The 21,633-nt window shown below is 42.8% G+C and carries 18 protein-coding genes and 1 pseudogene; 7 read left to right on the top strand and 12 right to left on the bottom strand.

The genetic code is table 11. The features are described from left to right. Positions 1-112 (bottom strand): IS1/IS1595 family N-terminal zinc-binding domain-containing protein (locus AC1DU2_RS29935; protein ID WP_477368740.1); only part of this gene is annotated, 112 nt, incomplete at its 3' end. A 167-nt stretch (positions 113-279) separates the two neighbouring features. Next, positions 280-1,170, bottom strand: a complete 891-nt coding sequence (locus AC1DU2_RS29930) for a winged helix-turn-helix domain-containing protein (RefSeq protein ID WP_477389190.1) — start codon at positions 1,168-1,170, stop codon at positions 280-282. Positions 1,171-1,320: 150 nt separating this feature from the next. On the opposite strand from AC1DU2_RS29930, the gene AC1DU2_RS29925 reads away from it, so the two are divergent. From AC1DU2_RS29925 to AC1DU2_RS29910, 4 genes are all read left to right on the top strand, one after another. Beyond that, complete coding sequence (locus AC1DU2_RS29925; RefSeq protein WP_477389188.1) at positions 1,321-2,424, top strand: WD40/YVTN/BNR-like repeat-containing protein; 1,104 nt, start codon at positions 1,321-1,323, stop codon at positions 2,422-2,424. A 530-nt stretch (positions 2,425-2,954) separates the two neighbouring features. Continuing rightward, positions 2,955-5,357: a PAS domain S-box protein gene (locus AC1DU2_RS29920; protein WP_477389186.1), complete on the top strand. Its 2,403-nt coding sequence runs from the start codon at positions 2,955-2,957 to the stop codon at positions 5,355-5,357. Between the two features lie 249 nt (positions 5,358-5,606). Next, the gene (locus AC1DU2_RS29915) at positions 5,607-6,053 is read left to right on the top strand and encodes an AAA family ATPase (protein WP_477389184.1); all 447 of its coding nucleotides are present in this window, start codon (positions 5,607-5,609) and stop codon (positions 6,051-6,053) included. Beyond that, on the top strand, positions 6,043-6,816 hold the full coding sequence (locus AC1DU2_RS29910) for a tRNA(His) guanylyltransferase Thg1 family protein (protein WP_477389182.1): 774 nt from the start codon (positions 6,043-6,045) through the stop codon (positions 6,814-6,816). Before AC1DU2_RS29915 ends, AC1DU2_RS29910 begins: the two co-directional genes overlap by 11 nt. 169 nt (positions 6,817-6,985) lie before the next feature. On the opposite strand, the gene AC1DU2_RS29905 is transcribed toward AC1DU2_RS29910, so the two are convergent. Further along, positions 6,986-8,098 (bottom strand): DUF2911 domain-containing protein, encoded by a 1,113-nt coding sequence (locus tag AC1DU2_RS29905; RefSeq protein WP_477389180.1) that lies wholly within the window; start codon positions 8,096-8,098, stop codon positions 6,986-6,988. A 217-nt stretch (positions 8,099-8,315) separates the two neighbouring features. Between AC1DU2_RS29905 and AC1DU2_RS29900 the strand changes: the two genes are divergently transcribed. From AC1DU2_RS29900 to AC1DU2_RS29890, 3 genes are all read left to right on the top strand, one after another. After that, a complete protein-coding gene (locus tag AC1DU2_RS29900; protein ID WP_477358550.1) occupies positions 8,316-9,332 on the top strand; it encodes a sensor histidine kinase in 1,017 nt (338 codons plus the stop codon). Continuing rightward, positions 9,329-10,039 carry a LytR/AlgR family response regulator transcription factor gene (locus AC1DU2_RS29895; protein WP_477389178.1) on the top strand — a complete coding sequence of 237 codons (711 nt, stop codon included), beginning with the start codon at positions 9,329-9,331 and terminating at the stop codon, positions 10,037-10,039. Before AC1DU2_RS29900 ends, AC1DU2_RS29895 begins: the two co-directional genes overlap by 4 nt. 67 nt (positions 10,040-10,106) lie before the next feature. Then, positions 10,107-10,592, top strand: a complete 486-nt coding sequence (locus AC1DU2_RS29890) for a cupin domain-containing protein (protein WP_477389176.1) — start codon at positions 10,107-10,109, stop codon at positions 10,590-10,592. 399 nt (positions 10,593-10,991) lie between these two features. On the opposite strand, the gene AC1DU2_RS29885 is transcribed toward AC1DU2_RS29890, so the two are convergent. The 9 genes and pseudogenes from AC1DU2_RS29885 to AC1DU2_RS29845 all read right to left on the bottom strand — a co-directional run. Then, the gene (locus tag AC1DU2_RS29885) at positions 10,992-11,453 is read right to left on the bottom strand and encodes a MaoC family dehydratase (protein ID WP_147055302.1); all 462 of its coding nucleotides are present in this window, start codon (positions 11,451-11,453) and stop codon (positions 10,992-10,994) included. 370 nt (positions 11,454-11,823) lie between these two features. Beyond that, the gene (locus AC1DU2_RS29880; protein WP_477389174.1) at positions 11,824-13,440 is read right to left on the bottom strand and encodes an ATP-dependent DNA ligase; all 1,617 of its coding nucleotides are present in this window, start codon (positions 13,438-13,440) and stop codon (positions 11,824-11,826) included. Then, the gene (locus AC1DU2_RS29875) at positions 13,437-14,561 is read right to left on the bottom strand and encodes a ligase-associated DNA damage response exonuclease (RefSeq protein WP_477389172.1); all 1,125 of its coding nucleotides are present in this window, start codon (positions 14,559-14,561) and stop codon (positions 13,437-13,439) included. Before AC1DU2_RS29875 ends, AC1DU2_RS29880 begins: the two co-directional genes overlap by 4 nt. Positions 14,562-14,639: 78 nt before the next feature. Further along, positions 14,640-16,214: an alpha-amylase family glycosyl hydrolase gene (locus tag AC1DU2_RS29870; protein ID WP_477358540.1), complete on the bottom strand. Its 1,575-nt coding sequence runs from the start codon at positions 16,212-16,214 to the stop codon at positions 14,640-14,642. A gap of 576 nt (positions 16,215-16,790) precedes the next feature. After that, positions 16,791-17,357 carry a dihydrofolate reductase family protein gene (locus AC1DU2_RS29865; RefSeq protein ID WP_477358538.1) on the bottom strand — a complete coding sequence of 189 codons (567 nt, stop codon included), beginning with the start codon at positions 17,355-17,357 and terminating at the stop codon, positions 16,791-16,793. 199 nt (positions 17,358-17,556) lie between these two features. Continuing rightward, entirely contained in the window at positions 17,557-17,931 is a 375-nt protein-coding gene (locus AC1DU2_RS29860) for a hypothetical protein (protein ID WP_477358536.1), read from the bottom strand. A gap of 101 nt (positions 17,932-18,032) precedes the next feature. Then, positions 18,033-20,270: an FG-GAP-like repeat-containing protein gene (locus AC1DU2_RS29855; RefSeq protein ID WP_477389170.1), complete on the bottom strand. Its 2,238-nt coding sequence runs from the start codon at positions 20,268-20,270 to the stop codon at positions 18,033-18,035. A 398-nt stretch (positions 20,271-20,668) separates the two neighbouring features. Beyond that, positions 20,669-21,217 carry a hypothetical protein gene (locus AC1DU2_RS29850; protein ID WP_477389168.1) on the bottom strand — a complete coding sequence of 183 codons (549 nt, stop codon included), beginning with the start codon at positions 21,215-21,217 and terminating at the stop codon, positions 20,669-20,671. Between the two features lie 190 nt (positions 21,218-21,407). Next, positions 21,408-21,633, bottom strand: a pseudogene (locus AC1DU2_RS29845) (hypothetical protein); the annotation flags it as partial.

The raw sequence follows: 21,633 nt of genomic DNA, 5'->3' as shown, positions 1-21,633 counted from the left end.
CTCTTACACCAGCGTGCTGCCGAATAAACAATTGCCCACATGATTTACACTTATATCGCTGTTTTTTATTCTGCTTGCCCCACTTTATTACATCCGTGCTCTTACAGGTCAAACACGCCTTTTTTTGACGATTTCATATAACAAAAAAAGCAAATTGAAACCGATTTCAATTTGCTTGATGTATATTCCTTTATTACAGTCGATTACAAATATTCTACCAACTATTTTTGGCAATTATATCTATATTCCATAAGTTCAATCGGCGCACAGAGATTCTTCTTAAGCGCCAATTTCAAGCTTATATCCTTTGCCGCGGATAACAACAATGTTGATATTAGGATCAGGTTCCAGTTTTTTTCTGAGTTTTGATATAAACATATCCAGGCTGCGCCCCACAATAACACCTTCGTCTTCCCATATCTCTTTTTGTAGCCGGCTTCGCGCTATAGTCTGGTTAGGCGACGATGCAAAAATGAGCAGCAGGCGCGTTTCAGTTCCGGTCAGGTCTGTCGTATTTCCGTTTATTGTGAGCTTACGATTTTTTGCATCGAACAACACCGCGCCTAAAGTTAACATGTCTGTGCACTGATCGTCAGGCAAGGCCTTTTTCGGCTTAACCGACCTAAAAAAAACAAAACCAACAAATGCTAAAAATGGCAGGCTGCCCAAAAGATATCCATTTTTTGCGGTAGCTATACCCGTTGGTTTAAATTTAACATCGATGATGTAACATGCCCTGGGTTGCTTTCTTCCTCTACAGGCTATAATATCATCTTTCTCATTTTTTGATATAGCGTATCCATAAGCTATACTGGAGTTGCCACAGTTCAGAACATTAACTACATAATCACGTGCGAGCGGGTCTTTGGCCAACAAACGCCCGGTAGTATTTACCAGCGAATCTGGTTGAAAAGTAAGCTCATTCTCAAACGTGATCTGGTACTCATTTTCTGCGATCTTTTTTACCGGCAGCACCCTTGATGTGCTGTCGCCCGACTGTAATAGTAGTTCATGGCCAAGCCTGCGGAGCAAAACTTCCCTCCTGGCTATATCGAAGCTGTCATCGTTCTTGATACCGAAAGCCACGCAGATTACAGCGATAAAAGGAAGTATCGTCAATCCGAACAGGTACTTGCGTTTCCCGGACATGAGAATTCTGCTATCTAACATAGTGTCAAGATTTTATTTTACAAAGTTTACATTTTTATTTACAATTAAAGCTCTCCGTGCTGAAATATATCAAAGTAATTTTGCTGCATCAATTCTGACAGGATCATAAAACAGATTATGAAACATATGTTTTACTTAAAATTTAAAAAAATGAAAAAGCTATTTGTATTTGTTCCGGCTATTTTCCTGGTATTATTTCTACTAAATTCTTTTGTGCTAAAAGAAAAGGAGGCAAAAAAGAAACCAATAAAAGAAGGCAAATCATCGGCGATTGTCAACATCATTTTTAAATCTGCTGATGGCGGACAAACATGGCAGGACATTAGCCAAGGGCTGCCTGAAAATTTACAGAGAGAAGGTGTGTGGCGAGATGGTTTATTTGCAAATGACCATGGGCTATATTTACGTGCCGGAAATGGGGTTTATCACAGTGAACCAAATTCCACAACTCCTTTCTGGACAAAAGAAATTTTCCCTGGTAACCAACGTAACATTGCCCCTGGCAAGAATGGGATACTTGCATATGATTTCAGGGGTCAATTTTTACAAAAAATAAACGGAACGAATAATTGGTTGCCCACGTACACGGATTTTCAAGAGCAAGCCGTACGCATAGACAGAACGATAGATTGGATGTACAAGAATTATAAAGAGAGAGAAGTACGCACCGTTTTTGAAACTGCCGGAGGCACAGTTTTCATTGGCTCCAACAACTGCCTTTTTAGATCTACTAACAGTGGAAAAACCTGGAAACAAGTGCATGTTGGAGATGGTAGAATGAAATTGGCAGAGTGGAACGGTGTACTCCTGAGTACCAGCAAAGATGGAATATTAAGATCGACCGATGATGGTCAAAACTGGGATAGTGTGATTAGTGAAGGGGGTGCTGGCATCACTGTGGAACGTATAAACGGAGGATTTGCTGCTATAGTATACAACACAATAACCCAAACAAACAGCGCACACATTTCACTGGATAGTGGAAAAACCTGGAATGCTATAGGCGAAGAACTTCAACCATCCTGGAGTAGTTTATTAATGAAAAAAATAGGCTTACTTAAATCTTCATCGGATATTTTATCAATTAAACAAATGGGTGAATATTTAATATGTGGCCGCTCAGATGGTATATTCCGGTCATCTGACATGGGCAAAACATGGAAAAAAATGTTACTTCCTGCTATAGAAAATTATGGTTTCAATTTATCTGTTTCGGGCAACGTGATTTATGCCGTACCAAATAAAGGATGTTAAAAAAAACCAAACTCAGAAATGATATTATTAATCAATATCATTTCTGTAGTATGAAAAACAAGCTAACAATCACCTACCTGATTTTAATTATTGCTCCTTTGCTCCTGATGCTTGTTTTTCCCACTTCCTGTAAAGGACAAAGCAGAACCACCAAAAACTGATACGAGGCCCGAAACCGAAAGTGTAATCAATAGCAAAGGCAACTTGTGGTTCGGCCCTATCGGTTCTGGTGTTTACTATTATGATGGCAGATCCTTTAAAAATTTCACAACCAGGGATGGGCTTAAGCAGCGATATTTTTTGTGCCCACAGAAGCTTGCTGTGTTAATATCAAAAAAAATAATCGGCAACAATAAATATTATTGGCTCTTGTAGTCCTCTCCATAATAATAGGTACAGCCTACCCTCTCTCTCGTCATTTTTGGTTGTGCGCCATTCAACTTATCCGCATAAAACAATACATTTATACAATGGCTGATAAATAATCTCCCAAACTTATATTTTACCATTGATTTACTTATAAGACTGCTATGCTAAAAAAAGTTAATGCTTCGGTTAAGTTATATCTATTAATGTTTATTACAGCTGCCAGCTTAATTGGTTTAGGCCTGTATTGCGTTGATGATCTAAAAAAAATGGAAGATAATACCCGCTCGCTATATGTAGACAGGGTACTGCCTTTTCAACTGTTAGCGGGTATCCGGTTTCAATATGGCATCGAAATTATCCCCATAGCGCAATTGGTTAAAAACCACGAACTATCTTTCGACGAAGCAAAGAAAAGACTTCAAAAAGCGCAGGCCACTATTAACACCAATTGGCGCGACTATAAGCTGAGTTACCTTACGCCCGAAGAAGCGCAAATGGTTAAACAAACCGATGTCATAAAAAAACAGGCTGATAAAAGAAGCGAAGATCTGGAGGCCATACTAATCCAACAGGATACTAAAGCGCTCGATGCATTTGTCCCTAAAAAGATATATGACACCACCGAGCCATTTTATGTAAAGCTTACCCAGTTAATGGATCTGCAGGTGCGTGTTGGCAGGCAACTATTTCAAAATAACAGCCAGATATACCATACCACCACAAGAAGGTTCTTTATCGTCATTTTTATGGCACTTAGCATTGCCCTTTCTATTTCTTTCTTTTTGATCAAGAGTATCAGGAATTTGATCGGGAACATTATCAAAAACAGCATTACGATTAAAGAAAGTGAGGAAAAATACCACTCGTTGTTTGAACAGGCATCTGATGCGATATATGTACTCAATTATAAAGGAGCTTTTACCCAGGTGAATGAAAGCATGTGCCGGATGACCGGCTACACGCGCAACGAATTATTAACCATGAATATTAATGATTTGGTAAATGCAGCAATATTAGACAAACAACCCCTGGTTTACTCCGACATTAAGATTGAGGAATCGGCAACCGGAGAAAGGAAAGCTGTAAAAAAAGACGGAACTATATTTGACATTGAAGTTAATGTCAAAAAGTTCTCGGACGATAGGATACTCGTGATAGCCCGCGATATTACGGAACGTAAGAAGATGGCGGTGGAATTGAGAAAAGCCGAGTTAAAGTTCCGCACCCTGGCCGATAAATCAAAAGTGGGGATATATATTTTGCAAAAAGGAACGCATGTATATTTAAACCCGCGCTTTGCCGAGGTTTTCGGTTATGGAATTGACGAATTAATGCATATGGATAACCTGGTCAATACCGTCATTCATCCGGATTACCACGCCACCGTGTTTGAAAATGTACGCACCCGGATTGAGGGGGATGCAAACTACGTTTATTACGAGGTTATGGGTGTTAAAAAAGATGGCAGTTTAAACTGGGTAGAGTTTTATGGCAGCCGGGTTATGATGGAAGAAGAAGTAACCATTGTCGGCTCGATGATCGATATCACGGATCGGAAAATAGCCGAAGAAGCTTTAAAGGCATCTGCTCAAAAATATAAGCTACTTTTTGAAAGTAACCCCGTTCCGCTATGGATAGTTGCTAAAGATGATCTGACGGTTATTCACGCCAATGATGCCGCTGCAAAGCTTTATGGCTACACACCAGAGGAGTTATTGAACATGAATGTCAAAAAACTACGCCCGGAAGTCCATCAGGAAAAGTTATTGAACAACTATCAAACCGATATTGTAGAGGCAACCGACTTTGGCATTATTAACCATGTGAAGAGCGATGGCACCCCCATTTTAGTAAATGTCATCTCTCAGGACATCCTGTTTGATGGCAGGCGGGTTGTGATCTCATCTACTAACGATGTTACTGAAAAAATCAAAGCCGAAGAACAGCTTAAAGCAACTAAAGCCAACTTACAAACCATTTTAAGTAACACAGATACTTCCTATGCCTTATTTAATGCCGATCTGGATCTGTTGGAATATAATAACCAGGCCTTGACCTTTGCCAAAAAAGAATTTGATTATGATCCGGGTAGCAACAGTAAAATATATGAGCTGATGACCGATGAGCGGCGGACTCAATTCCTGGGCTACATCGATGATGTATTTAAGGGCAATACCATTAGTTACGAGGTATGCTACCCGCAACAGGATGACAGTCACTTATGGTATTACGTTAGGATGTTCCCTATATCAAACGCTAAAAATGAAATATTGGGTTTGGTATTGGCCATAAACGACATTACCGAAAGAAAAGAAGCTGAACGGAGCCTGATGACAGCTTACGACAAAATAAAAACTAAAATGCAATACATACGCGAAATGGCCTGGAAACAATCGCATATATTGAGAAGCCCCGTAGCCAATATAAAAGGTCTGGTTGCTATCCTCGGCATAGATCCAGGCGACACCACAGTCATGAGCCATATCCAAACCGAGCTGGAACGGATGGACGCAGTTTTTAATGAAATGGCAGCTGACTCGGCAAAAGAAGAAACTAATTATTAAACCCGGATCCAGGAAACACAGCCTTTGAAATTTATCAAATTTGGCCCCGGTTTAAAACTTTTCATCAAGTCAATTCCCCGATCGATTGGATGACGGATAATAAGCTTGGGGTTTACATGTGCTTTAGTTGCAAACTCAATATAATACAGGTGCTTCCGTGAGCCAGTCGAATTTAATGTGATTTGGTACAGAGCCTGTAGATATTTTAATATAGATTTGTTTACCACGCTCTAAAGAGCCCTTATAAAAATGGAAGCAGTAATATTTTGCGGTATTCAGGCAACAGGAAAAAGTACCTTTTTTAAAGAGCGGTTTTTTAATACACATATGCGTATTTCTTTAGATCAGCTAAACACAAGAAATAAAGAACTCAGGTTTATTGAAACTTGTATACTCACATTTCAGCCTTTTGTGATAGACAACACCAACCCCTCTCCGGAAGAAAGGGCAAAATATATAGCCATTGCAAAAGCAAATAAGTTTAAAGTAATTGGATATTATTTTCAATCTAAAGTGGCCGTTGCATTAGCGCGTAATAACCAACGGACGGGTAAAGAGAAGGTTCCTGAAGTTGGTATAAAAGGAACTTATAAACGGCTGAACCTGCCACAGATGGATGAAGGCTTCGACGAACTATATTATGTAACAGCCGAGAATAATATGTTCACGGTAAATGAATGGTCAAATGAAATTTGATGAGCTGGATGTTAAAATGAGGGTTTATGAAACCTCTCAGGACCGCTGCGTTTTACCTGGTATGTACATGGTAGCCAGAATTGATGGACGGGGTTTTACCAGGCTGACTAAGGAATTGCACCGTTTCGAGGCGCCTTTTGACGAAAAATTTCGCGACTTAATGGTCGAAACGGTAAAACATTTGATGAATTGCGGTTTTAATGTGATTTATGGTTATACCGAAAGTGATGAAATATCATTACTCTTTCATCCTAATGAAAGCCTTTTTGGGCGAAAGACCAGGAAATACATTTCTATACTGGCGGGCGAAGCGAGTGCTAAATTTTCCGCTCTTCTGGGAAACGTAGGAGCCTTTGATTGTCGTCTATCAGAACTTCCCAACATACACCTGGTTGGGGATTATTTCAGGTGGCGTAATGAAGATGCGCACAGAAATGCGTTGAATGCGCATTGCTACTGGTGTTTGAGGCAAAACAACTTTAATGCAAGAGAAGCTACGTCAAAAATTGACGGGATGAGCATTGCCGCCAAGAACGAACTATTGTTTCAATACGGTATTAATTTCAATAACCTTCCTACATGGCAAAAAAGAGGAATAGGCATTTATTGGAAACATCTAAAAAAGGAAGGATTTAACCCAAAGAGCAATGAGCATGTATTGGTTGACAGACGAACCCTCCATACTGACCTTATGCTGCCCATGCGGGATGAATATGACCTATTTATACATGACTTGGTAAACAAGTACGATAACCAAGGCTAAGTCGGAGACAACTCTATAGGCGTTCGGAAGAAATAAAAAAGCGGAGGAGCGTGCGATTCTTCCCCGATGAAGGAATCGCACAGTGCCCCACTTTTTATTTCTTCCGAACCCACTACAACATTTTTCATTCTGCCAATTCCCAAATTCTGAAAATTCTGATGCTGACAGCCTACTTGGCCGCCTGCAAAGTGGCTACCATTTTATCAATAGTGTCTTTATTTATTTTACCAACTACCTGCTTTTGGGCTTTCAGGGCGTAGGGCAAGGCTTTTTTGTTATCGCCTACGGCCATATACCCGCGGGCCATGCCGGTATTGGTTAAAAACTCGTCGGGGTGTTTCTGGTAATCCAGCTTAAATACCTCAAGTGCTTCCTGGCCTTTGTTTTCGGCAATAAGACTTTTGCCGTAAAAATAAAGGTCGTTAACGTCGGCAAAAGGCAGGGCAGTTTTCATGGTGGCAGTTGCTTCGGCACTGCGACCCAAATCGCTCAATATTGCTGCTTTGGTTTTCCAGGTCTGGAATACCTGGTTGCCGCCAAAGTTTACACTGGTTGCGGTATCGGCCCATAGCAGGCCCTCTTCCAGGTTGGCTTTATTTTGAGCGCAAAAGGCGGCGGCCTGTTCCCAGCTTTCCCAGTTAAAGCCTTTGTTGGTACGCAGTTCTTTCCTGAATACGGCAAGCTGTGTGGCAGGCAGGTCAACATCCACTTTAAACGGAATTATCAATTTTTCCCATTGTAACTGAATTACAGCGCTCGTTGGGGTTTGGTCGGCAAACTCATATTTAAGCCACTCCACGCTGGCGGTCGCAGGTACTGGCTTTACTTTTACGCGTAACACATCCTCGGCCTGGTTATAAAAAAAACTGCCCCATGAGGTAGCGTTTTTTGAAAATATCAGCGTGCTCCCATCGGCGCCGTAGGCAATAAAAAAGCCATACTTCCCGGCAGCTAAAGGCTGGCCCTCTACCTTTACATCGGTTGAAAATTCGATGGTGGTGTTCTCGTTGGCCCCGGCCCGCCATGGGGCTGCTTTTGATGTGCCAAAACCCAGGTCGGCATAGCCGTTGTAAACAAGCTCACCCCAAATATGTCCGTCGCGCTTATTCACATGCGGGCGGCTGTAGTTAATGGTTACATCGGTAATGCCTATCATTTCGGTAACGGATGCTTTTTTATTGCCGCCGCTTGGGGTTGATGTAAGCAGCTGGGCGTGGGCAAGGCCGGTAAAAGTAAACTGGATAACAACCGCCATAAGGGCGGCAATCAGTAATTTTTTCATTGTATAAGCTTTAAAGGTGCGGTTGAAAAATTGAATAATTAAAGCTTGGTTTTATTAACAACAAGGGCAAATGATTTCAACCCTTGCCCCGTTATTTTTAATGCTTGCCCTTAATATCTCAACTGCCGCAATATGAGCACGCAAGTAATTGGTTGAATAATGGGGCCTTTTGGTTGAAAATCAGCCGCCCAAAACAAAAAGCTTTGTACATTTAAAAATGAATTTCATTAAAAACATGCCCACGCTTACACGCCTGCAATGGGTGATATGGATAGCGGTGTTTTTTATCATCTTTTTTTCGATTCTGCCTGTTGATGGGTTTAACCATGCCAGCGTTTTTACGGTGATTAGTGTGGCGTTTTACCTGCTGGTTATTTATGGCAATATTAAATTTTTGTACCCCCGCTTTTATGAAAAAGGCCACCGTGTACAGTATGTAATTTATGTGGTGCTGTTACTGGTTATTGGTGGTGTGGCGCGTGGCTTTTTAATCATGTACTCGTACAACACGTTTTTTGCCAGCCACCCCGAAAAGATGACTTTTAGCATGATGCTCAATTTTGTGGTGGCCGGTTTCATGACCTATCTGCTCAGCTTTATTTTCAGAATAGCGCTGGCCTACTTCGAAATTAAACAACAATCAGAAAAAATACTGGTGCAAAAAAGCCAGGCCGAGCTAAACCTGCTTAAATCGCAGGTGCAGCCTCATTTCCTGTTCAATACCCTCAATAATATTTATTACGAGGCTTATGTCGATTCGCCCCGCACCGCCAAACTGGTAGAGCAGCTATCTAACATTATGCGCTATTTTGTGGATGAAAGCCCTAAAGACGAGGTGTCTATTAATACCGAGATCCAGTTTTTGGAGAATTACATCGCGCTTGAAAAAATCAGGATCAGGCACGAAATAAGCATCAGCTTTATACAGGATTGCAGCCCGCACCTGCAAATACCGCCCATGCTGCTCATGACCTTTGTCGAAAATATTTTTAAGCACGGCATTGATAAGGCCAGTATCGACAATAAAATTGAACTGGCACTGGTACAGCAGGGCCGTTACCTTATATTTGAAACCAAAAACCGTATTTTTAATCAAAAAGCTGATACCTCCGGCGGTTTCGGGGTCCAGAATTTGCGCAAACGGCTTGAGCTGTTATACGGCAATAAATTTGAACTCACCATCAGCGATAGCGAAGAAATGTTTACAGCCTTTTTAAAAATTCCATTGGCATGAATTTAAGCTGCATAATTATCGACGACGAGCCAAACGCGGTTAAGCTGCTGGAAATGATGGTTGGCCAGTACACCAAATGGGCGCTGCTGGCCAAATGCTACGATGCATTGGAAGCTATGGCTTTTTTAAAAGGACAAAAGGCCGATTTTATTTTCCTGGATATTAATATGCCACAGCTTACCGGTATGGAACTGGCCGGCCTGTTATCGAAGGATACCAAAATTGTTTTCACCACCGCCTACTCGCAATATGCTGCCGAAAGTTATACCTTCCAAACCATCGATTATTTGTTGAAGCCCATAACGCTCGAGCGTTTTTTGGCCGCCCAGTCAAAAATCGAGGCTTATTTTACAAAAAACCAGGCCAGCGAAAAAATGTCCCCGGCAGTTGGCAACGAATACTTTTTTGTAAAATCGGGCAAAGAACTGCGCAAGATCCTGCTGGACGATATTCAGTATTTTGAAGGACAAAAAGAGTACGTACGCCTGGTAACCAGTACCGAACAATTGCTGATTTACCGTCGCATTAAAGATATTGACGAGCAGCTTTCGCCTCCATTTGTACGTGTGCACAACTCCTATATTGTAAACACCCGTCAGCTTAATAAAATAATGGATAACCACATTTACATAGCCGGCAAGCAAATCCCCATCAGCGAGAAATTTAAAGATGCTTTTATGGGGGTGATACAGCAACGGATATTTTAAAGCGGATTCCTGACAACTATTATCTATAGCTTTGCCGATATTTATCGACAGAAAAACTTGTAGCTTAATGGAAAACAACGCCGCATACTGGATCAATAAACTAAACCTGCAACCCCATCCCGAGGGTGGTTTTTATAAAGAAGTTTTCCGGTCGGAGATTGAAGTCAGGCCAACTCATAGCGATAAGCTAAAACAGGTTATTACGTCTATTTATTACCTGCTGGAGGGAAACGATTATTCGGGTTTCCACCGGCTAAAGTCCGACGAGATCTGGTATTTTCACAAGGGCTCCCCATTGCATATCCGTGTACTGAACAACGCGGGAGTACTCCAAAGCATCGAGCTTTCTGACTTCGAAACCGGCAGTCTATCCGTAGTGATCCCGTCGGGTTTATGGTTCGCGGCCGAAATTCCATCCAAACAAGGATTCTGCCTGGCCAGTTGCGCCGTTGCTCCCGGATTTGATTTTAGCGAATTTGAAATGGCCGAAAAGGATGCGCTATGCCAGGATTATCCGCAATATGCCGACTTGATAACCAGGCTTTGCCGGTAGGGATGATGGGGTGAGGCACGAAGGACCTATCAGCTGTGCATTACCAATAGAACGTTTGCAAATAGATCCTTAGTTCCTGTCAATGACAAGTTGTAATTTCTATTGCGCAGGGCCCGTCACTCTGAGCCTGTCGAAGAGTCGCGCGGAGAGGCCTTTGCCCACCATGCTTCGACAGGCTACCCATGACATGTTTTCCTTTCGAGGTGGGTAGGCCTGTCACCCTGAGCCTGTCGAAGGGTCGTGCGGAGAGGCCTTTGCCCGCTATGCTTCGACAGGCTCAGCATGACAACGCTCTTTAGTATATCATTTTCCTTTCAGAGTTTCGCCGAAATTTCACCACTCAGGGTGAAAATCTGTCTATTTGAGCGACCTAAACGCTACCACACAAATCAACTTGATTTACGCGTTGAAGTGGTATACAAAAACTATCTCGCCGGTAAAGGCTGGTTTCTTTTGATCTTTAATTTCCAGGGTGGTTATCATGGTGGCTTTAATTGGGCCGCGCAGGTTTACCAGGCCGCCAAGCTTTACTTTTAAGCGCACTTCCGAATCAACCAGTACGGCTTGTCCAAAACGGAAGTTTTCAATGCCGTAGTTAATCTCCATCTTCAGGTTTTCAACTTTCACAATCTCTTTCCATAAATAAGGCACAAGCGATAGGGTAAGGTAGCCATGAGCTATAGTTGCGCCAAACTGGCTTTCGGTTTTAGCCCTTTCCGGATCGGTGTGAATCCATTGGTGGTCTAATGTAGCATCGGCAAATTTGTTGATCTGTTCCTGGGTAATTTTGTACCATGACGAAACGCCAAGCTCGTTCCCTATTTGCGCTTCAAATTCAGCGAAGTTATTGATGGTTAACATTGATGGTCAGTTTATTGATTAAAAGTTGGTGAAGTTACAAAAATTTAACAATCCTGATTTCTATATCTGGTGTGTAAACCAGGACAAATGCATTTAATTGGGTTAACATAACTTAACACATTTCAGATAAAATATTTATAAATATTTGATAATCAATATTTTATATTTTATCATGGTTAACACTAAAATGATCGCGCAATTTGGGCGCATCCAAATACCTGTACTTGTTGTCAGCCAATACATTCCCTTCAGTAGCTGTATCATTTAACCACGATCAGCCAATAAAAACAAGATGTTGTTTGATGCTTATAGCGCTCATTCCATTAGCTATTTAGCGTTTATCCTGGGGTGTAAGCGCGTCACAGGGGCCTTAGCCGTCCAATAATGCTTTCAAACTTTCCAGCGTATCGGCTTCTTCTTTAGGTTTATCATGCCGCCAGCGCAGTATCCGTGGAAAACGCAGCGCGATTCCTGATTTATGACGGGTTGATTTGTTGATGCCTTCAAATCCTATTTCGAACACCAGCTCGGGCTTTACCGTACGCACGGGGCCAAATTTTTCGATGGTGTTGCGTTTAATAAAATAATCAACCTTATTAATCTCGGCATCGGTAAGGCCCGAATAGGCTTTAGCAAAGGGTACCAGCTTATCGCCATCCCAAACGGCAAAGGTATAATCGGTATATAAATCGGCCCGCCGGCCATGTCCTTTTTGAGCGTAAATCATCACCGCATCTACCGAAAGGGGATCAATTTTCCATTTCCACCAGTCGCCGCGACGGCGGCCAACCTGGTAAGCGGCGCTTTTGCGTTTTAGCATTACGCCCTCGGCAATCATGGCGCGCGACTGCTGCCTTATAGCGCCCAACTGCTCCCAGCTATCAAACTTGATTAAGTCTGAAATCCGGAACAATTCGGCAAAGGGCGTTGCAGCCTGCAATGTTTCTAAAATCACCCGCCTTTCGCTTTGCGTTTTCGGGCGGATGTCCTCGCCGTTATATTCCAGGCAATCATAAGCTATCACCGCTACGGGGCTCTCTTCCAATATTTTTTTGCTCAGGTTTTTACGCCCTATGCGGGTTTGCAGCACATTGAATGGCATAGGCAAACCGTTCTGAAAGCTCAGGATCTCGCCATCTATCACCGTACCATCGGGCAGGGCATATAAGAAGGGATGCAACTCGGGAAATTTTTCGGTCGCCAGGTCTTCGCCGCGGCTCCAGATAAAAATTTCGCCGCCCCGTTTTATCATTTGTGCACGGATGCCATCCCATTTCCACTCGGCCTGCCAGTCATCGGCCTGGCCAAGCGAGGTACCCACCTCATCAGGCGTTTTTTGCCTTTCGGAGGTCTCTTGTATCGGGTAGGCCAGGAAAAAAGGGTACGGCCTGGAAATATTGGCCGCTGCGTCCTGTTCTTCCATCAACTGGGCAAACTGTAAAGTTTCGGGCATCCAGCTACCCATAATACGGTGGGTAAGTACGGCAGCTTCCAGCCCCGAGATATCGGCCAGCGCCTTGATAACCAAATTTTGCGATACGCCAACCCTAAAGCTGCCTGTTAGCAGTTTGTTAAACACAAAACGCTCCTGGCTATCCAGCATAGCCCAGGAATTTAGCAGCCATTCCTTTTTCTGTTCTTCAGTTTTATTGCCAAGGGCGTTTATCTCGGCTATCCATTCTGTAAGCGTTTTGCTGCTGCTTTGGTTACTTTGGGGCATTAGCAAGGCCATGGTTTCGGCAAGGTCGCCTACTACGTGGTAGCTTTCTTCAAACAGCCAGGCCGGGATGTTTGAGGCTTCAATAGCCCAGTTGCGCACCAGGGTCGAGTTAATTTGCCGCTTAGGTTTCCGGCCTGTAAAAAGCGCCAGCATGTACATTTTATCCGTATCGGGCACAGCAGTAAAATATTCCTTTAAAACCTTAACCTTCTCGCCGGTTTTGTTGGTTTCATCTAACGAGAGAAAGAGTTGGGCAAATGCTTTCATGAGCTAAGCCCCCCAAATGCCTCGCCTAAATCCTCTCCAAAGGAGAGGACTTCATTTGCCGGCTGGATATTATTATCTTGCTCCTGATTATTAAACTCCCTCTCCTTTGGAGAGGGCTGGGGTGAGGCTTCCTCTTCTCCTCCATACAAGGTATGTACCTCATGCGCATCAAATCCTATCCCGTTCAAATACCTTGCAAAAGTGGCGGTGTAGCCGTGGGTTAAATAAACACTTTCGCAGCCGGTAGCGTCAATGGCACTGATGAGGCCATTCCAATCGGCGTGGTCAGACAAAACAAATCCGCGGTCGGCAGCGCGGCGGCGTTTGGCACCGCGGATGGCCATCCATCCCGAGCAATACCCAAAACTATAAGGCTGGAACTTACGCATCCAGGGCGTACCTACCGATGATGGCGGGGCGATGATGATACCTTTGCGTACCTCCTCTTTCACCGAATCGGCGGTGATGCGTTCTGTGGGATTTAAAATTACACCATTGCGCCGAAGGGCTTCGTTGGTGTTTTCAATTACGCCGTGTGTATAAACTGTGCCGTTAAATAAATCGAGGTTTTGCAATATGCGCTGAGCCTTCCCAAGGGAGTATCCAACCAAAACTGTAGCCACGCCGTTATGCAGGTTGCCGCGCCACCAATTGTTAATGTCGTCAAAAATCTGCACCTGCGGTTTCCAGGTGTATACCGGCATGCCAAACGTACATTCGGATATAAAGTGGTGGCAGCGCACCGGCTCAAAGGGTGTGGAGATACCATCATCTTCAACCTTGTAATCGCCCGAAACCACCCAGACCTGGCCCTTGTACTCTACCCTGATCTGCGCCGAACCGATGACATGCCCTGCCGGGTATAGCGATATGGCAACGCCGTTTTTAATAACCGTTTCGCCATACTCCACCGTTTGTAGTTGAATTTCGCCAAGCCTGTAAAACAACACCTCGCGAGATAAATGGTGGGCAAGGTAATGCTTATGCCCCACGTAGGCATGGTCGGCATGGGCGTGGGTTATTACGGCATCGTCAACCGGTTTCCATGGGTCAATATAAAAACGGCCCTGCGGGCAGTAAATGCCGCTATCTGTAAATTCAAGGAGTTGTTTTTTCGCCATGGTTAATAGTAAACCGTTGTGGCCAAAATAAGTTTGCCGCCGGCCCACCTTGATGTGGCTGCCAGATTACGGCCCATACTACTCCACTGTCCAGGCTGCGATACCATATGCCGGCAGACTTACCGGCATCTTTCCCGCCTTAACCGTTGGAGTCTCTTCCCCTATAAATTGGCCAATCTTTTTACCCTGGGCATAAGGCGCATCTACTGTTGCCGCCTGATCTTTATCAGATAAATTGACCACCACAATTACTGCCTTATCGCCATCCTTCCTGATAAATGAAAATACCTGGTCGTTATTGTTTATTAATGTTTTATAGCTGCCTTTGGTAATTGCCCTGTTTGATTTACGCAGGCTGATCATCGCTTTGTAGTAATTGAACAATGAGTTGGGATCTTTTCGTTCTTCTTCTAACGAGATGCCATCGTTAGGTTTATCATCATTAAACTCATCTTTATAAGTGCCGGTTTGCTTGTACCAATAGGCCATGCCCTGGCCCTGGCCCGATGCATACCATTCAAAGGCCTGGCGCTCGGGAATTTCGTTGGCATCGGTAGCGCCAAATTTGGCGCTGGTGCCGGTCATGCCCAACTCCTGCCCGTAATAAATGGCTGGTACGCCGCCTATTAGCAGGTTAAGGGCGCAGCCCACTTTTAGCTTGGCCAGGTTGCCTTTTACTTCGGATGCAAAGCGTGGTACGTCATGGTTCTCTACAAAAACTACCTGCTCTTTCCCGGGCGGCAACATGGCCAGGGTCGAATCGGCGTTGGCCATCAGTAAATCTTTCCTGAACAGGCGGATGGCAAATGCCAGCCGTAAGCCAAATACGCGGTCAACGCCGCCTTTTTGCAGGTAATCCAATCCTAAGCCGAACCAGTTGGCCTGCTCGGCCACAATTTTTATTTTGGGGTTAATAGCCCGCAGTTTGGTTAACAGCGGGTTCCAGAAGGTATCAAACAAGTGGGGCAAGGTTCCTTTATTATCCAGGTTATCCATCATATGATCTAACCGGAAACCATCCACACCATCATCAAACTTGCCATCCTTATCCGGATCCAACCAGTAGCTAAACAGCTGGTAATTATATTCTTTTGATTTGGCGCTGTTTAAATTAGCTGTGGTAATTTTATGGGTTACGCCATCATAGCCCTTTAGTTCGGTAAGGTTGTACACTATGGTTGATGGTTTTTTATTTTCCTTATCATCCCACAAAATATAATCAGCAAACGGCGATTTGGGGTTGCCGAAAGCGCCTTTCCACCATTCAGAATCTTCGGTAACATATTGCGTTTCCATATCCATGTAAAACTTCATACCCCGTTTGTGCAACTCCCTTATCAGGGCCAGGTAATCCTGTAACGTGCCGTACCGTGGATCTATCTTTTTAAAATCGATAGCAAAGTAATTGTGATAATAAATGGATTCATAAAGCGGCGTGCATAAAATAGATGTTACACCCAACTCCTGCAAATAATCCAGCTTTTGACGGATGCCATTCAGGTCGCCATGATTATCGCCATTGCTGTCAAAAAAGCTGCGCTCAAAAATGTGATAAATAATTTCGTCGTCGCCTTTTTGCTTAGCAGGAAATGCAAATGAGGATAAGGCAATACATAGCAAGCCCGCGAAAGCGATAGATATTTTTATTTTCATGGTGTTATAACTGGCATGTAAAACAACAGAAACAAGTAGCAATATACAATGAATAAATAGCATTTAAAATGGTACATCTTATCTGTAAAAATTGCCCTTATAGTTTTTACAACTCCCCTCTGCTTTATTTAAGGATAATATCCTCCATTATTTACCATTTTACAGCTGTTTTGATCTCTCTTCCGCTTAAACTCCTGGCTGGAAGCTATGATTCAATCTTCAACAAAACAGGAAAACGTAAATAACTGAAAATTAATTTATTGGAAAATGCTTTAATGAGAATTATCATTTTTATGTCAATTAGGCTACTGCCTGCATACGATTTTTAATAATTTAAACGTTAATCTTCTTTGCGGGCGTTCTTGCCTGCAAATAGTGATAAGGTTTAGGTTTAAAGTCCCCAAGCAGCGAGTGCAAGGGGACTTTTATTGTTTAAAGGGATTGCATTATGATCCGGGCGGGGGATCAGCATAAAATTTAACTTTTGAAGAAGATTAAGTACAGACAGACGAAAACCACAGCCAATTTTCAACTTTGACCTTAATAACTTCCCGATCCTGCATAAAACAGGAACTACTATTGTTTCTTTATTTCGTAACATAGCTCCACCATGCCGCTTTTGTAGGCGGTAACGCTTTTTAGGTGTAAAGCGCGTTCTTGCCCTACCTGATCAAAAAACGGAGCTCCGTCGCCCAGGATAATGGGCAGAATTGACTGTCTTATTTCGTCGGCTAAGTTTAAACGAATGAAATCTTTAGCCAGTTTAGCACCACCTACAAGCCAAACATTCCGGTAGTTGGATTTTAGCCGTTCGTTCACCAATTTGTCCAGGTCGCCCGAGTAGGTTTCAATGTTTTGCCGGTCAACAGGCAGTTTTCTGTGGGTTAATACAATGGTAGGCACGTCTCCGTAAGCCCACCCGTATAATTTTGAAAGCTCCAACGCGTGTTCATACGTACTGGAACCCATGATGTAGCAGTCTATGGTCTTAAGAAATTCAGCGGCATCTTGCTCCGTAACATTCACCCCATTCTCATAGCTGTCAGCTGTATCAAACCACGAAACGCTATTGTCTTTTTTGGCGATATAACCATCCAGACTTGAAACCATATGTATGGTTATTTTACATGTGCCGCCCGTCATCTACGAGTTATTTGTGATTAAAATGACCGGGCTGTTGTTAACTTGTTAATCAGCAGCCCAAACCTGTTACGTTTACTAAACCAAAGCGCTCAGCCCAACAAAAGTCTCGCTCCTGCTTTTCGGACTGGCCCCAAAAAAAGGGCTGTCCTTTTTGAGGCAGCCCCTTTTGTTATCACCTTCATTAGGCTTTCAATGTTTATTATTTGCTTGCGCTCCAACCGTCGCTCCAGCCTGTGCCGCCTGAAGCTTTTGAACTTTTTACAAGGTCATCATATTTTAATTTTTGAGCGGGGGTTAAAACAGCTTTAATTTTTTTTATCGTTGCTGTACGCAAAGGCTCAATAGCAACCAGCATTTTGGTGTTATCGCCTTTGGTTTCAGTTTTAATTTTGTCAAACTTGGCCGATGATTCAGTATAAATTGCTGCAACTTTTTTGCATTGCGGATCAGTAAGTTTTAACTTTTTTTGCAATTCCATCGCTTTTTCTTCCGGTTTGCTGCCGGCCGCCATCTGGGCAAAGCTTGCTGTTGTTAATCCAATAAACAGGCAGCATAATAAAAGTAATTTTTTCATCTTTTAGGTTTGATTAAAATTGTTCGTTATTTTATTTAAATGTAGCTGGTTTTATTGAAAAACAGATAAGCCACTAACACATTTATAAACAAATTTACCACTTAATTTGTTTTTGCCGCCATAGGCATACACATTGTCATATCCTGCTTATCAATAAAAGTTAATTTAGCCAATTGTGTTACTTTATATTGATCTACGCCTTCAGTTATCCTCAAAAACTGGTTTGGCGATACATTTGTAAAATGCTGAACCGTACCGCTACCCGCCCATTTTATTTCAATATCGTCAATTACTTTAGCCTGCCCAATGCCAATTTCCTGTCGTAACGGCGATGATCCAAAGCTTCCGCCGGAGTTTACATCTTTATAAACGCTTCTTTTTACACCGTTTTCGGTAAATGTAAGTTTAATGTGGGTCCCTATAGCTGCCTTATTGGCTTTTACGCCATCAAGTTTTAAGCTTATCCAGTTATTATTGTTGTTGCGTGGGTTAAGGTATAACGAACTGGTGTACGAATCGCCAATGTAGGCGCCGCCCATTTGGGCAAATATATCCTGGTTGCCGGTATTCCTTAAATCGGCAAAGGCAATACCATGCCCCTTTTGCAGGTTGCCCAGGCGAGACGACGTAGTGATATCGATAAACTTTTTCCCGCCATCATTTCTGAACATTTTATTGGGCACCAACGACCGAAAATCGGGATTACCTGTTCCAAAATACATATCCAGGTAGCCATCATTATCAATATCGCCAAAGTTGCCGCCCATGCTGTACACCACCTTATCCAAACCAACCTGGCGGGTTACATTGGTAAAAGTACCATCGTGATTGTTGTGGTATAAAAACACGTTCCCGGCATCCGGAACGGCTTTACCTAAAGCTGCCGCGGCACTGTAATAGGCCAGCGGGCGGTTAAAGTTATAATCGCTCACCAGCACATCCTGCCAGCCATCATTGTCATAATCGTAAAACCAGGTAGTAAAGGTTCGTTCTTTATTTTGAGCAAAGCCTGCTTTTTGGGTTACGTCTTCAAAATCAACCTTGCCTCCTTTAATACCTTTGTTCCTGAGCAGGTATTTGGTGCCGGTCATGGTCGAAATAAAGATATCCGGGTAGCCGTCGTTATCATAATCGGCAGATGTAACGCCCTTTACAAATGACATAACATCACAGTGTGCTTCTTTGGTAACGTTGGTGAATGTACCATCGTGATTATTGATGTACAGCATGCATGCCGATGAATTACTGTCCAAATCCTGTGTCGATGTTTCGGTACCAACAAAAACATCCAGCCAGCCGTCGTTATTAAAATCGGCCCAGGTGGCTGTTTGCGTTGGATGGTAATATAACAGGCCGCTTGGTATGGTTACATCGGTAAAAGTACCATCGCCATTGTTGCGCAGCAATGAGCTGGGCTGTTTACCATAACCTTTGGTAAGCCAGGCGCCCCTTAATACAAAAAGATCGATATTGCCATCGTTATTATAATCGGTTTGCTGAATATTAAGGCCGCCGGTTATCCCCTTAAGCCCACTGTATTCGGTACGATCGGTAAATGTACCGTCCTTATTGTTTTCAAAATAGTGCATCGGATCGCTCAAATCCCAGGCCGATGTAATGATATCCAGGTAGCCGTCGTTGTTAAAATCGTCAACAGCAACCCCGCCTGCCCGGCCATTAACGTTAAGGCCAAGGCTTTGGGCAATATCTTTAAATGGCTTTTGCCCGGCCACGCTATCGGCATTCAAACCAGGGATCAACACATTTTTTGGAACCTTTTGCGGGTACTCGCCCAATGTCATGTAGGCAATGTTGAGCAACCACCTTGATTCCATATCGTCCGGATGCACCTTTAAAATGGTTTTATAAACCTGAATGGCTTTCCTTGAACCGGTTTGAAGTTTGTGTACACCATCATTTTTGATCGGAAAAATGCACGACGAACCGGTATGGTTGAGCATGCAATTACTGCGCTCGCCAAGGCGCATATAAGCAATGCCCACTTCAGACAACAGGCGGTCTGATGGCATAAACTCCAGCTTGTTTATTATATTTTCATAAATACTTACAGCCTTTTCTTCCTGTCCGGCCATAATCAATAGCGATGCCTGGACCGACAAAAGGTGGGAGTCCTGGTCGTTAGGCGGTATTTTAACCAACGAATCGCAATAGGCAATCTTTACTTCGGGGTTAAATGGGTTTGCCATGTCGTTGTTTTTTTTATTCAATTGCTGCAGCAACTCAATCATTTCCTGGTGCGATGATTTTGGGCTGGATGCTATTATGGTAAAGCCTATTGCTACAATGAGCGTTAGGGCTGCGGCTATTTTTATTTTCATTTTGGGCTAATATGATATTATCTTAAAAGCGGTATTATTTCAATACACCTGCTTTTTAATAAATTAAGTATTGATACATGCTGGTAAAGTTTGGGCGGGGTAAAGCCACGGCCAAACAGGATGCCAATCCGGTTGGGCTGCTATCAACTACGCATTTCGAGTATTCTGTAAAAACCAGAAATGTTTTATCATGTCATTGCGAGCGATAGCGTGGCCATCTCGTTGCAAGCATAGCAGATTTTACGTTGTTCACGATTGCTTCGTTCCTCGCAATGACATCATTTTATTTTGTCATTTTCCAGTTCATAGCACCCGGAATTTACGGCGTAAATACACGCGAAACACAACATTTAAAATAGTAGTTGATGGTATCCTTAACCGATCAGGCATTAAGAAATTTAGCAGGTAACCTTAGGCGGTTGCTCGGGAATATCCTGGTGATAATGCACCAGGGGCTGTACGGGCTGTACAATATTTTTTCGGATATTTTTTATGGGGCAGCAAAACTCAATGTGTGCAAAGGCTACACTAACGTTATCCTGCATAATGATTTTGCCATATGGCACATGGTCTTTTTGTGGTACCGGGATATCTTTAACACCTTTTGCATTCAGCACATTTTTATCAACCGGGCGCGTTGTTTCATAGTTAGGAATGCACATAAGGTGTATGGCAGTCCGTGTTACCTTCATTTTTACGTAGTTGTAATTGGTATTGCCAAACTGTATTTGCCCGGCTATGTTTTCAAACCGTTTCCAATCATGAATATTGGGTAAATCAACAGGTATGGCTATTTCGGTAAGGTCTTTAACATCATACAAACCTTTGCCTACCTGTTGGTTGTAAAACTTATTGGTTTTATAAACCAGGTATTGGTGCAATGCCAGCTGCCCGCCAATATTTAGCAGGTGAATACTTAGCAATAAAAAGGCAACAATCTTTTTCAAGCTGATTTATAGGTATAAAGATGTTTAAAGGTGCGATTTATAAATATGTTTTCAAAATTTATTTATAACTATAAGTAAATAGTAATATTCATTAATTGAAAAACAGACCGTCATTGCGAGGCACGAAGCAATCCCCTACACGCTAAGTCCCACATAGTTCGGGATTGCTTCGTACCTCGATTTCTATGATCTATGCAACTAATTTAAGATAATTTTTTTCATACTTTCTGTTTTGGTTAACACAGGAGAAGATGCGCTGCACAAGTTTATTCCTGACCGCATTAATTACGCTCATTTTGCTCTTTTTTTCGACTTTGACTTTTCGTTCGTAGTAAAGCCTTAGTTCATCATTATACTGAATCGCCACCAGTGCAGCCATATGCAGAAGCGTCTTTACTTTTTTATTTTTTATTGGC

The organism is Mucilaginibacter sp. P4_C11 (genome assembly GCF_056402115.1).
The sequence above is the reverse complement of the archived record's forward strand: the minus strand, read 5'-3'. Positions and strand labels throughout refer to the sequence as shown.